Genomic DNA, 14,916 nt, shown 5'->3' on the forward strand with positions numbered 1-14,916 from the left:
GCCAGCAGACTCGGCGTCTGCCTGCGCGCGCCTCGAGGCAGATGCCGCTCTTGCTGACCCTGACCACAGGACGTTCGATAATCTACAGGAGTTTTTCTCCGCTGTCGGACTCTGACACACCGTTATTTCAAAGCGTGCAATCCTACTTGAGTAGCAATCAGAAAGGCAGGACCATGCCAGACACCGAGACCTTCGAGCCCAAGAACATCATCGTCACCGGCGGATGCGGCTTCATCGGCAGCAACTTCGTGCACTACGTCGTCAACAACCACCCCGGCGTCCACGTGACCGTGCTCGACAAGCTCACCTACGCGGGCAACCCGGCCAACATCGCGGGCTTGCCCGAGGACCGCGTGGAGCTCGTGGTGGGCGACGTCTGCGACGAGGAGCTGCTCGACCGCCTGGTCCCTGGCCACGACGCAATCGTCCACTACGCCGCCGAGTCCCACAACGACAACTCCATCGCCGACCCGGAGCCCTTCGTGCGCACCAACGTCTACGGCACGTTCCGCCTGCTCGAGGCGGCGCGCAAGTACGACGTGCGCTACCACCACATCTCGACCGACGAGGTCTACGGCGACCTCGCGCTCGACGACCCGGCGCGCTTCACCGAGGAGACGCCGTACCACCCGTCGAGCCCGTACAGCTCCACCAAGGCCAGCTCCGACATGCTCGTGCGCGCGTGGCACCGCACCTACGGCGTGCGCGCCACGATCTCCAACTGCTCCAACAACTACGGCCCCTACCAGCACGTGGAGAAGTTCATCCCGCGGCAGATCACCAACATCATCTGCGGCATCCGCCCGAAGCTGTACGGCGACGGCAGGAACGTGCGCGACTGGATCCACACCGACGACCACTCCGCGGCCGTCTGGACCATCCTCACGCGCGGCCGCGTCGGCGAGACCTACCTCATCGGCGCGGACGGCGAGAAGAACAACATCGACGTCCTGCGGGAGATCCTGCGCGCGATGGGTCAGCCCGAGGACGCCTTCGACTGGGTGCGCGACCGCCCCGGCCACGACCGCCGCTACGCGATCGACTCGACGAAGCTCCGCCGCGAGCTCGGCTGGGAGCCGAGGCACACCGACTTCGCCTCCGGCCTCGAGGCCACCATCGCCTGGTACCGCGACAACGAGGACTGGTGGCGCCCGGCCAAGGAGGCCACCGAGGCCAAGTACGCCGCCCAGGGGCAGTAGGGAGGAACGACGCCCTAAAAACAGACAGCTCTCACCGGACGCTTTCGAGGCGCGTCGCCCATAGTTGGGCGGCGCGCCTCTCTGGTATGAGACTATAAATTTTCTGAAGGGCTTCTCGGTCGGCGGACCCTTGGTCTGCTTGTTGCACGTTTTGTTGCGCATTTTCGGAAGAACATCGTGTTGCAATCATGTGGGGACCCCGGCACACTGGAATCGTGGAGATATGAAAGGCTCTCTACCAGAGTGTTATTGCTCGCAGGGCACTTCGATCTAGGGAAGTGGTGGGGCAAGGACGTAGGAGCACGACGTTCAACAGGGCTCTTAAAATTAACTATATGATGTTATAACCGCTGTCGGGAGGAGAATATGGGCTTCGTCGATCAGTACTATTGTGCAGTTGAAAGCGTGATCTCTGGCATCGTCGCCGAAGAGCGTGCCTCCATCAAGCGTGCTGGCGACCTGGTTGCCACCTCCCTCTCCCGGGGCGGCATGCTCTACGTCTTTGGCTGCGGGCACTCGCACATGCTCGAGGAGGAGCTCTTCTACCGAGCGGGCGGACTCGCCCCGGTCTGCCCCATGTTTGACACCGCGACCATGCTCCACGAGGGGGCCGCAAAGAGCAGCCAGCTCGAGCGTCGCAGCGGATACGCGGAGCTCGTTGCGAGGCGCTATCCCATGGGGGCCGACGACTGTCTGCTCGTGGCGTCCACAAGTGGCATCAATCCGTTGACCATCGAGATGGCCCAGACGGCAAAAGAGATGGGGGCGGCAACGGTCGGCATCTCCTCTTTTGCCTATCGGGAGAAGCCCAGCCGCCATCCGGACGGTCTGCACCTGCCCGATGTCTGCGACGTTTGCGTGGACAATCACGTGGCCGTGGGAGACGCGAGCGTGCCGGTGCGCTCCGACGGGACAAAGGCGGGCCCGACCTCGAGCATCGCCACGCTGCTCATCGCCAACCTCATCGCGCTCGAGGCATGCGAGCGCCTGCGCGTCTCCGGGGCCGAGCCGGAGGTGTTCCTCAGCGGAAACTGCGAGGGCTCGGATGAGCACAACGCCGAATTGGTCCGTCGCTACTCCCTCCGAGTCCGAAGCCTCTAGGAAGCGCCGTGAACAGTCGTATCGCACATATCGCGAGCATCCTTCTCGCCAAAGGCGAGTCGACCCTCGAGCTTCTTGCCCGAGACCTCGACATCAGCGTGCGGCTGGTGCGCTATGAGCTGGACGGACTCGACTCGTTCTGCCGCGGCCGCGGGCTGGAGCCCCCCAAGCGTGACAAGGCGACGGTCCGCTGCGGGCGGCAGCAGGCCTGCCTGATCGCGCAGTCCATCGAGTCGCTCGGCCTCATGGAGTGGGCACTTACTCCTGCCGAGAGGCGCGACGTCGAGTTCCTGCTCCTTCTCGCTGCGGGCGACGCTCATCTAACCAGCCAGTGGATCGCCGACCTGCTGGGCGTGAGCCGCAGCCTGGTTGACCGCGACATGGCGCCGCTCAAGCGCGAGCTCTCCGCATCCGGCGTCGAGCTCGAGTCCCTATCGAGCAAGGGGCGTCGGCTTGCCGGCAGCGAGTTTGCCATTCGCCGGCTTGCCGTTCAGGTCATCGAGCGAAACCTCGACTTCTCGTGCGTGCATGCGGAGGCGGAGCTCATGTGGAGCGCCGTTGCCCGATGGTTGCGCGAGCTGGGCATCGTTGACTCCGCGCGGGGTCTGCTCTCTATCGTGATGAGTCTTGAGTCAGGGGACTTTGGGCACTGGCTCGCCTTTGACTCTCTGCGGATGATCGTCTATACGCTGGCCGTGATGAGGCTCCGCTTTGCCTCCCGATGCGTGAGGAGCGAGGAGATCCCTGACCTTGCCTCGGTGATTTCGTCCCGTGAGTACGTCTATGCGGTGCAGATTGCCGACGAGATGGGCCGCGCGGGCGTAGCGAGCCTCCCTGCCGGCGAGGTGGATTACCTCGCCACCGCCCTTCTCGGCGCTCGCTTCGTCACCCCCGAGCCCTACCTCCGAGAGGACTGGATCGGTGTCCAGATGCTGCTCGATCGCATCGTTCGTGCGATGGGGGAGCGCCTGGACGAGGACTTCTCGGCCGACCAGGAGCTCATTGCGTCGCTTCAGAATCATCTTGGCCCCATGGTCTTCCGCCTTCGCCACGGCATCGTCACGCTCTCCCCCGACGTCGGCGAGGCGCGCGCGGAGCACCCCGAGTGCTTCGAGGCGTTGGAGGACATCGTGGCCCGCGAGACGGGCGCGGACAGCCTGCTCGGCGAGGTCTCCGAGGGCGACGTGGCATACCTGGCCCTCTACTTCTGCGCGTCCATGGAGCGCATGGCCCGCCGCTCTTCTGACAGCCGCTCGGACGACGAGCTGCTTGAGAAGGTCATGGGCATCATTCAGCGCAACTGCACCATCCTCGACCCCGAGGGGCTGCTCGGTGACATCGAACGAGCCTTTGTCTCGCACGGCTTGTCGGTTCATGCCGAGTGCCTCCAGCCGACTCTCTCCGACCTGCTCCCCTCCGAGAAGATCCTGTGCGGGATGCGGGCCGATGGCTGGGAGGACGCGGTGCGGCAGGCCGCGCGGCCCCTGGTCGCCGCGGGCGACGTCGAGGATGCGTTCGTGGAGACCGCCATCTCGGACATGAAGCGCGGCGGCATGTCGTTTGTATTCATGCCCGGCGTTGCCCTCGTCCATGGCCGGGCAGGCCAGAACGTGAACCGCCTCGCCATGACGCTGGCGGCGTTCGGGGATGGCGTCGCGTTTGGTCGCGAGGGGTACGACCCCGTGCGCATAGTCGTGTGCCTGGCCGCGACGGACAACTGGTCTCACATCAGGGCGCTGCGGGACCTGCTCGAGCTCTTTGACCGAGTGGATGTTCAGACGCTGGGCACCGCTCGGGACGTTTCTGAGGTCAAGGCGATTCTGGGAGGTGCATGAGAGATGTCCATTGGCGACTGCGTTTGTGCCGGGGGCGTTGTCCTGGGGCAGACCGCCGGCACGTGGGAGGAGGCGGTGACCCTCGCGGGCGACCGGCTCGTGCGCGCGGGGGTCTGTGACTCGTCCTACGTCCGGGACATGGTTGGAACGGTTCGGGAGCTGGGGCCCTACATCGTGATAACCCCAGGGGTGGCGCTCGCGCACGCCCGTCCCCGGGGCAACGTCCTTCGCAACGGCATCGCCATCGCGACCTTCCCAGAGGGCGTCGTCTTCGGAAACCCCGACAACGACCCCGTCTACGTGGTGTTCGCCATTGCGGCAACTACCGACGAGGAGCATCTCGGCCTGTTCCAGCGAGTTGCCCTGTTCCTGGGAGAAGAGGGGGCCATCGATCGGCTCGCTTCGGCGAGGCGTTTAGAGGACCTGCCAAACGAGTTGAGGGAGGAGCTGGTTGACCATGAGGTTGCTTGATGCGGTGAGGGGAGGCCTCATCGTCTCGTGCTATGCCGGGGACGACATCAATGCGCTGATGGCGAACCCCGTGACCATGGCTTGCGTGGCGAGGAGCGTGATGGCGGGCGGCGCCTCCGCGGTGCGGACGAACCTCGAGAACGTGTCCGCGGTGAAGGAGGCCGTGGGACCGGATGTTCCCGTCATCGGCATCAAGAAGATCTATCGCGAGCCGGGGTCGGGAGACTTTCGCATCACCCCAACGATGGCCGAGGTGGACGCCCTTCTCGCCGCCGGCGCCGACGCCATCGCGATCGACGGCACGCGTCGTCCGCGCTACGACGACCTGACGCTGCCCGAGTTTCTCGCCTCGATCAAGGAGAAGTACCCCGATCTGCCCGTCGTGGCGGACGTCTCCACGGTCGACGAGGGCGTCGTTGCCTGGGAGGCCGGAGCCGACTTCGTGGGCACCACGCTCTCGGGCTACACGCCCTACTCAAAGAACCCGATTGCCTTCGGCACGCTCCCAAGCCCGGACCCAGACTACGAGATCATCGAGGAGCTGCGCGCCGCCGGTGTGGAGCACGTGGTGGCAGAGGGTCGCATCACCGATGGGCACAAGATGCGGCGCGCCCTCGATGCGGGGGCGGATTGCGTGGTCATAGGCACGTCGATCACCGAGCCGAGAAAGATCGTCAAGACGATCCTGCTGGACGCGAGCGAGGGGAGTGAGGGCTGATGCGTGCGTGGCAACGATACTTCCAGACGATGAACGAGGTCGTCCAAAAGGCCTATGACACCCAGGGAGACAACATCATGCGGGCCGCGGAGATGCTCGCGGATGCGACCGAGGCGGGCGGGCTCATCCACCTCTTTGGATCCGGGCACTCGAGCCTCGTGACCGAGGACTGCTTCTGGCGCTCGGCCACGCTCGCCAACGTCCACGCCATCTTCGAGTCCGCCGTGGCGGGCATCAACGAGATCACCAAGACCGCCCTTCTCGAGAAAGTCGAGGGCATCGGCCAGGTCATCGTCTCTTACAACGAGGTGCGGCCGCCTGACGTGATGGTCTGCTTCTCCAACTCGGGGAACAATGCCGCGACGGTCGACGTGGCGCTGGCCGCGCGTGCGGCCGGAGTGCCCGTGATCGCGTTTACCAACGTTGAGTACGCGGACACCCTGACCACGCAGCACTCGAGCGGAAAGAAGCTCAAGGACATCGCGGACCTCGTGATCGACAACTGCTCGCTCATCGGAGATGCGGCCATCGAGCTCGAGGGGCTCGAGGTCAAGGTCGGCGCCACCTCCACGATTCCGGTGGTCTACATGCTCGCCGGCCTCCTTGCCCAGACTTGCGAGCTGCTGCTTGAGCGCGGGGTCACGCCCGACGTCTACTACAACGGCCATCTCGAGTACGAGCGCTCTGACGTCCGGGAGCACAACCAGGCGCTCGTCGAGAAGTACCGTCGTCGCATGAGGAACCTGTGAGAGGAGGGAGGAAGGATGCACGAGCTCAAGGTGCTGACGGTGTGCGGTGCCGGCGTGGGGACGTCCACCCTGCTCAGGATGAACATCTCCGACGCCTTCAAGTCCTTTGACCTGCCGTTCTCCGTCAAGGTCGAGAACACGAGCCTGTCGAGGGCCAAGGGCACGCGATGCGATCTGGTGGTGACCTTCGACAGCTTCGCCGACGACGCGCGCAAGTTCTGCCCGCACGTGATCACCATCAAGAACCTGATGGACAAGCAGGAACTTCGCGAGAAGGTCGAGGGATACCTGACCGAGGCCGGGCTCATCTAAGAAGGGGTGAGAACAGTGGAAGCGATCCAACCCGTTGTTGACTTCATCGTAACGTACATCTTCAATCAGCCGTTCATCCTGCTCGGCCTCATTGCGCTTCTCGGCCTCGTGCTGCAGCGCAAGCCGTTCCAGGACGTGGTCACCGGCACGCTCAAGACGGGCATCGGGTATCTGATCCTGTCGCAGGGCACCTCGATCCTCTCGGGCATCGTCATGCCCATCTCCGACATCCTGGACAAGATCTTCAATATCGAGGCAACCGCCCCGGGCATGGGCACCGACCCCTTTGCCGCCGAGTGGGCCTCCACGATTGCCCTGATCATGGTCGTTGGCTTTGTGGTTAACCTGATCCTGGCGCGCTTCACCCCGTTCAAGTACGTGTATCTCACGGTTCACCAGACCTACTACATCACTTTCGTGTACCTGGCGCTTGCCGTTGAGGTCATCGCCAACCCGAGCATTCCCATGTTCATCATCGTCGGTGGCATCATGCTCGGCGTGTACTGCACGCTCTCCCCCGCTCTCGTCCAGCCCTTTATGCGCAAGGTGACGGGGACCGATGAGCTGGCATACGGTCACACCACCTCGTTCGGCGCCATCGCGGGCGCCCTGGTGGGCAAGCTTTTCAAGAAGCACGAGACGGAGACCTCCGAGGACCTGCACATCCCGGACAAGCTGTCGTTCCTGAAGGACATCACGGTCTCGACCGCCATCGTCATGACGCTGCTCTATGTCGTGGGCGTCTCGCTCGCCGGTCCCGCCTGGGTCGAGGAGAACATGAGCGGCGGCACGGCCGCCTACCTCTATGCCATCACGCAGGGCGTCCAGTTTGGCGTGGGCATCACCATCGTGCTGACCGGCGTCTCGATGATGGTCGCCGAGATCACCGAGGCCTTCAAGGGCATCTCCGAGAAGCTCGTCCCCAATGCGGTGCCCGCCCTCGACTGCCCGATCGTCTTCAACTTTGCTCCCACCGCCGTCATGATCGGCTTCCTGAGCTGCCTCGCCACGGTCATCCTGTGCGTGGTCATCTTCGGGGCCATCGGGTTCTACTCGCTGACGCCGCCGGTCATCACCTGCTTCTTCGGCGGAGGTCCCGCGGGCGTCTTCGGCAACTCCACCGGCGGATGGCGCGGCGCGATCCTCGCGGGCGTGGTGGCCGGCCTGCTGCTGAGCTTTGGCCAGGCGCTCACCGTTGGCTGCCTGCCCACCACCATCGCCGACTTTGCCCGCTGGTCCAACGACTTCGACTACTCGGTCTTCACGTGGCCGTTCCAGCAGATCTTCAAGCTCTTTGGATAAAGGGGGCCGTCGTTCCTCTTGGGGCGCCGCCGGCATCGAGTCGGCGGTGCCCTTTTTTCGTGGCCGTGAGGAGCTTGCCGGGGCCTGTCGCGGCCCGCACCGTCGGCCGCGCCCGAATGCGCGGTTATGATGGCGCATCGCTTCTGATGGCATAATCAGGTAGTTGATATATGTGACCGTCGGCGCTTCTGAGCGTGAGTGGGGGAGACATGGGCGAGATGGACGCGACAAACCAGCACGTCAAGGTCGGCGTGATCGGGAGCGGCGCATGGGGCCTCGCCCTCGCGCGGCTCTTCTCGCGCGAGGGGCACGACGTGACGGTGTGGTCCGAGTCCGAGCAGACCGTCGAGCGCCTGGCCTCCACGCGCACGATCCCGCTGCCGGGCGACCCCGAGCTCCCCGCCGACATCGCGCTCACCTGCGACCTCGCCGCTGCCGTCGCCGACGCGCGCGTTGTCGTCTTCGTGACCTCGTCGCGCTTCGTGCGCTCCATGGCCGAGCAGGCCGCCCCGCTCGTGCGGTCCGACGCCGTGCTCGTCTGCGCGACCAAGGGCCTCGAGGAGGGCTCGATGGACACGATGACGCAGGTCATCGCCGACGAGCTCGCCAAGGCCCGCCCGACCGTGCCCGCCGAGGAGCTGCCCTCCGTGGCGGCCCTCTCCGGACCCAGCCACGCCGAGGAGGTCGCCTTCGACATGCCGACGGCCATCGTCGCGGCGAGCCACGACCCCGAGGCCGCCCTTCTCGTCCAGCGGCTCTTCTCGAGCGACGTGCTGCGCGTCTACACCAGCGACGACGTGCACGGCGTCGAGCTGTGCGGCGCCATCAAGAACGTCGTCGCCCTCGCGTGCGGCATCGCGCGCGGCCTGGGCTTCGGCGACAACTCGTCCGCCGCGCTCATCACGCGCGGCCTCGCCGAGATCCGCCGCCTGGGCACGGCGCTCGGCTGCGACCAGGAGACCTTCTTCGGCCTCGCCTGCACCGGCGACCTGGTGGTCACGGCCGGCAGCCTCCACAGCCGCAACCTGCGCTGCGGCAAGCTGATTGGTTCCGGCGTGCCCGTTGACGAGGCACGGCGCCAGGTGGGCGCCGTCGTGGAGGGCCTGAACGCCCTGCCCGCCGTCCTCGAGCTCTCCCGCCACTGCGGCGTCGAGATGCCCATCTGCGAGATGGTGGGCCGCATCGTCTCGGGCGAGGTCGCTCCCGAGGACGCGACGAGCCTGCTTATGGGTCGCGAGCTCAAGGTCGAGGGGCCGGCCGCGTACGAGGGCTAGCCCGCTCGCCCTGACCGCGGGCCGCGCGGGCTCGGAAACGGGCACAATAGCGGCAACGTCCTCGATGTCCTGAGGAGGCCGCCATGCCCGTCGTTGCCGCGTTCGCCGTCCCGCACCCGCCCGTGATTGTGCCGGGGGTGGGTCGCGGCCGCGAGAGGGGCATCGCTGCCACCACGGCCGCGTACGAGGAGGTCGCGCGCCGCGTGGCCGACCTCGCGCCCGACACGCTGGTGATTTCCAGCCCACATACCGCCTCGTACCTCGATTACCTGCACATATCGCCAGGCCGCGGTGCGCACGGCGACCTCTCCGACTTCGGCGACCGCGCCGACGGCTCGTCGGTGACCTACGACGAGGAGTTCGTCGCGGCCCTCTGCGAGGAGGCCGCCGCGGCCGGCATCCCCGCGGGCACGCGCGGCGAGAAGGACCCGGCGCTCGACTGGGGCGTGCTCGTGCCGCTGCACTTCATCCAGGCGCGCCTGGGCACCGACCGCTTCAAGGTGGTGCGCATGGGCCTCGCGGGCTTCTCGCCGATCGAGCACTATCGTCTCGGGCGCGCCGTCCGCGACGTCGCCGAGCGCCTGGGCCGGTGCGTGGTCTACGCGGCGTCCGGCGACCTCTCGCACAAGCTGTCCGCCGACGGCCCCTACGGATTCGCGCCCGACGGCCCCGTCTTTGACGAGAAGGTCTGCGAGGCGTTCGCCGCGGGCGACTTCCTGAGCCTGCTGACCCTGGATCCGGGGCTCTCCGAGCGCGCCGCGGAGTGCGGCCTGCGGTCGTTCCAGATCATGGCGGGCGCGCTCGACGCCACGCCGGTGCGCGCCGAGCTGCTTTCGCACGAGGGTCCCTTCGGTGTGGGGTACGGCGTCGCGGCCTTCACACCCGCGGGGCCGGCGGGCTCCGACCCGTCGCGCGCGCTCGAGCCGGCGTACCAGGCCTGGCACGAGGAGCGGCTCGCGGCCACGCGCTCGGCGGAGGACGCGTTCGTCCGCCTGGCGCGCGCCTCGCTCGAGGCTCGCGTGCGCACCGGGGAGCGCCTGCGCCTGCCCGACGACCTGCCGCCCGAGCTCACGGGCCGCCGAGCCGGCGCGTTCGTCTCGCTCAAGAAGGACGGCCGCCTTCGCGGCTGCATCGGCACCATCGCGCCCACGCGCCCGAGCCTCGCCGAGGAGATCGCGGCCAACGCGGTCTCGGCGGGCTGCCACGACCCGCGCTTCCCGCCCGTCACGGCTGACGAGCTCCCCGAACTGGTCTACGACGTGGACGTTCTCGGCGAGCCCGAGCCCGTGGCCGACCGCGCGCAGCTGGACCCGGCGCGCTACGGCGTCATCGTGAGCGCGCCCGACGGCCGGCGCGGCCTGCTGCTGCCCGACCTCGACGGCGTCGACACGGTCGACGAGCAGCTGCGGATCGCCGCGCGCAAGGGCGGCGTCTCGCTCACCGAGTCGGGCGTGCGTATCGAGCGCTTCGAGGTGGTGCGGCACCTGTGAGCGGCTCGACCGCCACTTGCGCCGTCTGCCCGCGGAACTGTCGCCTGGCGTCCGGCGCGCTCGGGGCGTGCCGGGCGCGGCGCAACGTGGGCGGCGCGGTCGTGCCCGAGGCCTACGGCCGCGTGACCTCGCTCGCGCTCGACCCCGTGGAGAAGAAGCCGCTCACCCGCTGGCGGCCCGGCGGCTACGTGGTCTCGGCGGGCTCCTATGGCTGCAACCTCGCCTGCCCGTTCTGCCAGAACCACCGGATCTCGCAGGCCGGCGAGAGGAACGTGGGATGGCGCGAGCTCTCGCCGGAGCGCCTCGTGGGGCTGACGGCGGAGGCGGCCGCGCGCGACCCGCGCGTCGTCGGCATCGCCCACACCTACAACGAGCCGCTCGTGACCTGGGAGTACGTGCGCGACACGGCGCTTCTCGCCCGCGAGCGCGGCCTGGCGACGGTGCTCGTTTCAAACGGCTGCGCCGAACAGGGCGTCATCGAACAGCTCGCGTCGCTCGTCGACGCGGCGAACATCGACCTCAAGGGCTTCTCGCCGGCGCTCTACGACGCGTGTGGGGCACCGCCCGGGGCCCTCGACGCCGTGCGCGCCGCGATCGAGCGCCTGTTTGCCGAGCCGGGCTGCCACCTCGAGGTCACGACGCTCGTGGTGCCGGGCATGAACGACTCCGAGGAGGAGGTCGAGGCCATGGCCGCGTGGCTCGCGAGTCTGGGCGGCGGCCGCGGGGCCGAGAGGATCACCTATCACGTGACGCGCTTCTTCGGCCGCTGGCGCATGGCCGACGCGGCTCCCACGCCCGTGTCCGTGGTGCGCCGGCTGGCCGACGTCGCGCGCCGCCATCTGGTGCACGTCCGCGTGGGCAACTGCTAGGGGGCGGTTTGCTCATCTGTGGCCTGCCACCCAAATAGCATACATTTCAACCTGTGAAAATGGCAAAATACGGATAAAATTTTCAGGTTAGCTCTAAAGTGTATGCTAATGTTTGCGGCGGACACCTGCGGGGCGAGAAGCTCCTGGCCCGAGAGGCTTCATGCACGCGGTCCCGTCCCGCTACAGCCCCGCCGCCTGCATCACGAACATCACCACGGTCAGCACGGTCACGGCCACGATCGTCGCCCACGTGAGCGCGTTCCACACGCGCCCGTTGGCGTTGCGGCCCATCACGTGGCGGTCGCCCGCGATGAGGACCATGAAGACGAGCAGGACCGGCAGCAGCACGCCGTTGATGACCTGCGCGAGCATCATGATGCCGAAGAGGTCAACGTTCGGCAGCACTACCACGGCCGCCGAGACGAGGACCACGGCCGTGATGATGCTGCGGTAGACCGGCGCCTCCGCCCAGCTGCGGTCCGCGCCGCGCTCCCAGCCGAAGGCCTCGCAGATGGCGCTCGACGTCACGCTCGGCAGCACGCAGGCCGCCAGGAACGACGCCCCCACGAGCCCCGCGCCGAAGAGCGCCTCGGCGTAGTCGCCCACCAGCGGTGCCAGCGCGCTGGCCGCCGCCTGCGCGCTGTCCACGGTGATCCCCGCGGGGTAGAGCACGGCGCCCGTCGTGAGGATGATGAACCAGCTGATGACGCTCGCCACCACGGCGCCCGTCACGGTGTCGATGCGCTGGTAGGGGAGGTCCTCGGCGCGCGCGTTCTTCTCGACCACGTTGTTCTGCGCCAGGAAGAGCATCCACGGCGCGATCGTGGTGCCCACGTTGGCCACCAGCAGCGAGAGGTACCGCGGGTCGCCGGACAGCCGCGGCACCAGCGTCGCGGAGAGGGCGTCGCCCCAGTCGGGCCCCACCATCACGCCGGCCACCACGTAGACCACGAAGACGCAGGCCACGGCCAGAAGGATCTTCTCGATGCGTCGGTACGAGCCGCTCATCGTGAGCAGCCAGATGACCACGGCCGCCACGGGCACGGACACGTACGTGGGCACGCCGAAGAGCGCCAGGCCGCTCGCGATGCCGGCGAACTCGGACAGCGTGACCGTGGTGTTGGAGGCCAGCAGTGCCAGCATGGCCAGCGCCGAGAGCCGCACGCCAAACTGCTCGCGGATGAGCGACGCCAGGCCCTTGCCGGTGACGCAGCCCATGCGCGCGGCGGTCTCCTGCGCCACGATGAGCAGGAAGCACATGACGGGCACGGTCCAGAGCTGCGCGAAGCCGAACGCCGCGCCCGCGTTGGAGTAGGTGGCCACGCCGCCGGCGTCGGCCCCCGCCAGGGCGGCGAGAAGCCCGGGCCCCATGGCCGCCAGGATGAGCCTGGGCTGCAGCCCGGTGCGTCCCGCCCGGCGCTCCGCCCGCTCCCGCGCGCGCTCCTCCCTGCTGAGGCGCGGCACGGCTACCATCCCGCCCCGACCAGCCCGGCCGGCCCCGCGAGCGCCAGGGTCACCGCCACGTAGACCGCCAGGGCCACGAGCATGGCCACCACGGTGAGCGTGAAGCCGGAGGTCTCCTTGTTGGCCGCGTCGCGGCGGCGCAGCACCAGCAGGTAGAGCGGCGTGAGCGCAAACGAGAGCAGCGCGCACGCGGCCGCCGCCACGCCACCGGCGACCAGCGCGTCCCCCAGCGCGGAGGCGCCCGCCCCGCCCGCGCCCTGGGCGGCCGTGAGCACGACCCGCGCGAGCACCACCACGACAAAGGCCGCCAGGGCCCCCAGCACCACCCCGATGCCGAGCCCCTTGAACGCGAAGCCCAGCATGGAGGGGGAGTCCTCGTCGTCCGGGTCGTTCTCGAGGAAGAAGTTGGTCACGTAGCTGATGGAGTCGTCCGCCAGCACGAGCGCGACGGCCAGCGGGAGCGAGGCGGCCAGCGCCAGCGGCAGTGACGCCGAGCCGCCGCTCAGCAGCGTCAGCGCCATCGTGCCCGCCGCCCACAGCAGCACCCAGACGTTGCGGCGCACCAGCCAGATCAGCGTGCTCGCGTGCCCGGAGTCCTCGCCGTCCGCCGAGCCACCGGCCACGCGCAGGTCCTCGGCGTGCTCCTCCTCCAGGACGTCGAGCGCGTCGTCCACGGTCACGATGCCCAGCAGCTTGCCGTCATCGGCCACCACGGGCATGGCGAGCAGGTTGTACTTCGCGATGTCCTCGGCCACGTCCTCCTGGTCATCCTCGGGGCTCGCGGTGACGAGGTCCTCGGTGGCCAGGTCGGCGAGGGGCGCCTGGGGGTCAGAGACCAGCAGGCTCATCAGCGACACCGTGCCGGCGAGGCGGCCCTCGTCGTCGGTGAGGTAGACGTAGCGCACGCTCTCGAAGTCCTCGTCCAGGCCGCGCAGCAGCGCCACGGCGTCGCCCACGGTGGAGCTCTCGGGCAGCGCCGCCACCTCGGAGGTCATGATGCGGCCCGCGGTGCCCTCGCGGTAGCCCAGCAGCTGGCGCACGGCGCGCTGCTCCTTGACGCCCATCAGGCGCAGGAGCTTCTCGGCCTTGTCGTAGTCCAGCTCGCTGACCAGCTCGGCGGCATCGTCGGGGTCCATCTCGGACAGCATGCGCGAGGCGTCGGTCTCGTTCATGCCGCCCATGAGCTCCACGGCCATGGCGTCGTCGTCGAACTCGGCCATCGCGCCGGCGCGCTGCTCGTCGTCGAGCTGGGCGAAGACCTGGCCGCGCAGCCGCGGGTCCAGCCGCTCGATGATGTCGGCGATGTCGGCGGGGTGCATGTCGTCGAGCGTCTTGTGGCTCACGGAGAGCTTGACGTTGGAGAGGTCGCGCTCCACCAGGTCCATGTAGCTCCACGCGATGATCTTCTCGGGCATCGGGTGGCCGAAGGCGCGCGCCAGCCGCAGCGCCAGGCGCTCGAGCGCCGGGTGCAGGCTGCGGAGCAGGCCGCGGACGCCCACCTCGGCGCCCAGCAGGCGCAGCTGCGTGGAGCTGGTGTCCGAGAGCTTGAGGTCGTTCACGCGGACCACGCGCATGCCGTGCGTGTCCACGATCTGCTTGTTGAGGATGTCGCGGGCGAGCAGGACCTCGTCGGGCTGGAGGTACGAGAAGCGCAGGTCCGTGGCCACGACCTTGAGACGCACCTCGCGCTCGTCGTAGGTGTCCACGAACTTGCGCCAGCTGATCATGAACGGGGTGCGGCCGGGGCCCATGAAGGCCAGGCTCGTGATGCGGGGGAAGACCTCGCCGGTGGCGATGCCGAGGTCAGAGACCGTGCCGATCTTCTCGCCCTCGGAGTCGAGCACGGGGTTTCCCAGAAGCTGGGAGAGGTAGATCATCTGCGCTCCTTCTTGTCACGTCGGGGCGACGCGACTCGAAAGCGAGCGCGCCGCAGGTCATCGACTATACGGTCGAGGTTTCATGCGGTCCCTTCTCCTGGCCCAGTGATGCGGCCGCCCGCGAGCGGCCGCCTGCCATTGTAGCGCACCTCCCGCGAGCGGGAGGCGACGGCTCGAAGTCCTGACGGGAGCCCTGCGCGCTCCATCCGGGGGCTGCCCTCTCATGGGGGGAGACCGCGGCGTGAGGCAGGTGAT

At 67.9% G+C, this 14,916-nt stretch carries 13 protein-coding genes; 11 read left to right on the forward strand and 2 right to left on the reverse strand.

Annotated features, from left to right (window positions below; all coding sequences use genetic code 11):
• The first annotated feature begins 173 nt into the window (after positions 1-173).
• The 11 genes from rfbB (at position 174) to amrS (ending at position 11,320) form a co-directional block, all read left to right on the forward strand.
• The gene (rfbB, locus tag ACWTSU_RS07885; protein ID WP_455139468.1) at positions 174-1,199 is read left to right on the forward strand and encodes a dTDP-glucose 4,6-dehydratase; all 1,026 of its coding nucleotides are present in this window, start codon (positions 174-176) and stop codon (positions 1,197-1,199) included.
• A 366-nt stretch (positions 1,200-1,565) separates the two neighbouring features.
• Entirely contained in the window at positions 1,566-2,300 is a 735-nt protein-coding gene (locus tag ACWTSU_RS07890) for a sugar isomerase domain-containing protein (protein WP_455139470.1), read from the forward strand.
• Positions 2,301-2,308: 8 nt separating this feature from the next.
• A complete protein-coding gene (locus tag ACWTSU_RS07895) occupies positions 2,309-4,135 on the forward strand; it encodes a BglG family transcription antiterminator (protein WP_455139472.1) in 1,827 nt (608 codons plus the stop codon).
• Positions 4,136-4,138: 3 nt separating this feature from the next.
• Positions 4,139-4,606: a PTS sugar transporter subunit IIA gene (locus tag ACWTSU_RS07900; RefSeq protein ID WP_455139474.1), complete on the forward strand. Its 468-nt coding sequence runs from the start codon at positions 4,139-4,141 to the stop codon at positions 4,604-4,606.
• Positions 4,593-5,324: an N-acetylmannosamine-6-phosphate 2-epimerase gene (locus tag ACWTSU_RS07905; protein WP_455139476.1), complete on the forward strand. Its 732-nt coding sequence runs from the start codon at positions 4,593-4,595 to the stop codon at positions 5,322-5,324. Before ACWTSU_RS07900 ends, ACWTSU_RS07905 begins: the two co-directional genes overlap by 14 nt.
• On the forward strand, positions 5,324-6,073 hold the full coding sequence (locus ACWTSU_RS07910) for a sugar isomerase domain-containing protein (RefSeq protein ID WP_455139478.1): 750 nt from the start codon (positions 5,324-5,326) through the stop codon (positions 6,071-6,073). The genes ACWTSU_RS07905 and ACWTSU_RS07910 overlap by 1 nt, the downstream gene beginning before the upstream one ends.
• A 15-nt stretch (positions 6,074-6,088) precedes the next feature.
• Positions 6,089-6,385, forward strand: a complete 297-nt coding sequence (locus ACWTSU_RS07915) for a PTS sugar transporter subunit IIB (protein ID WP_455139480.1) — start codon at positions 6,089-6,091, stop codon at positions 6,383-6,385.
• Positions 6,386-6,400: 15 nt separating this feature from the next.
• The gene (locus tag ACWTSU_RS07920; RefSeq protein ID WP_455139482.1) at positions 6,401-7,687 is read left to right on the forward strand and encodes a PTS ascorbate transporter subunit IIC; all 1,287 of its coding nucleotides are present in this window, start codon (positions 6,401-6,403) and stop codon (positions 7,685-7,687) included.
• 209 nt (positions 7,688-7,896) lie between these two features.
• Positions 7,897-8,961 (forward strand): NAD(P)H-dependent glycerol-3-phosphate dehydrogenase, encoded by a 1,065-nt coding sequence (locus ACWTSU_RS07925; protein ID WP_455139484.1) that lies wholly within the window; start codon positions 7,897-7,899, stop codon positions 8,959-8,961.
• 83 nt (positions 8,962-9,044) lie between these two features.
• Complete coding sequence (gene amrA / locus ACWTSU_RS07930; RefSeq protein ID WP_455139486.1) at positions 9,045-10,451, forward strand: AmmeMemoRadiSam system protein A; 1,407 nt, start codon at positions 9,045-9,047, stop codon at positions 10,449-10,451.
• The gene (gene amrS, locus ACWTSU_RS07935; RefSeq protein ID WP_455139488.1) at positions 10,448-11,320 is read left to right on the forward strand and encodes an AmmeMemoRadiSam system radical SAM enzyme; all 873 of its coding nucleotides are present in this window, start codon (positions 10,448-10,450) and stop codon (positions 11,318-11,320) included. The genes amrA and amrS overlap by 4 nt, the downstream gene beginning before the upstream one ends.
• 180 nt (positions 11,321-11,500) lie before the next feature.
• On the opposite strand, the gene ACWTSU_RS07940 is transcribed toward amrS, so the two are convergent.
• Both ACWTSU_RS07940 and ACWTSU_RS07945 read right to left on the reverse strand, forming a co-directional pair.
• Complete coding sequence (locus ACWTSU_RS07940; protein ID WP_455139494.1) at positions 11,501-12,691, reverse strand: Nramp family divalent metal transporter; 1,191 nt, start codon at positions 12,689-12,691, stop codon at positions 11,501-11,503.
• Positions 12,692-12,786: 95 nt separating this feature from the next.
• The gene (locus ACWTSU_RS07945; RefSeq protein WP_455139490.1) at positions 12,787-14,661 is read right to left on the reverse strand and encodes a magnesium transporter; all 1,875 of its coding nucleotides are present in this window, start codon (positions 14,659-14,661) and stop codon (positions 12,787-12,789) included.
• Positions 14,662-14,916: the final 255 nt, after the last annotated feature.

It is taken from the genome of Thermophilibacter sp., assembly GCF_966187215.1.

Bases quoted from the DNA above. Each gene is read 5' to 3' on its own strand.
- ACWTSU_RS07905 (WP_455139476.1), top strand. From the start codon at position 4,593: ATGAGGTTGCTTGATGCGGTGAGGGGAGGCCTCATCGTCTCGTGCTAT.
- ACWTSU_RS07940 (WP_455139494.1), bottom strand. From the start codon at position 12,691: ATGGGGCCCGGGCTTCTCGCCGCCCTGGCGGGGGCCGACGCCGGCGGC.
- ACWTSU_RS07925 (WP_455139484.1), top strand. From the start codon at position 7,897: ATGGGCGAGATGGACGCGACAAACCAGCACGTCAAGGTCGGCGTGATC.
- amrA (WP_455139486.1), top strand. From the start codon at position 9,045: ATGCCCGTCGTTGCCGCGTTCGCCGTCCCGCACCCGCCCGTGATTGTG.
- ACWTSU_RS07890 (WP_455139470.1), top strand. From the start codon at position 1,566: ATGGGCTTCGTCGATCAGTACTATTGTGCAGTTGAAAGCGTGATCTCT.
- ACWTSU_RS07945 (WP_455139490.1), bottom strand. From the start codon at position 14,661: ATGATCTACCTCTCCCAGCTTCTGGGAAACCCCGTGCTCGACTCCGAG.
- ACWTSU_RS07910 (WP_455139478.1), top strand. From the start codon at position 5,324: ATGCGTGCGTGGCAACGATACTTCCAGACGATGAACGAGGTCGTCCAA.
- rfbB (WP_455139468.1), top strand. From the start codon at position 174: ATGCCAGACACCGAGACCTTCGAGCCCAAGAACATCATCGTCACCGGC.
- ACWTSU_RS07900 (WP_455139474.1), top strand. From the start codon at position 4,139: ATGTCCATTGGCGACTGCGTTTGTGCCGGGGGCGTTGTCCTGGGGCAG.
- ACWTSU_RS07915 (WP_455139480.1), top strand. From the start codon at position 6,089: ATGCACGAGCTCAAGGTGCTGACGGTGTGCGGTGCCGGCGTGGGGACG.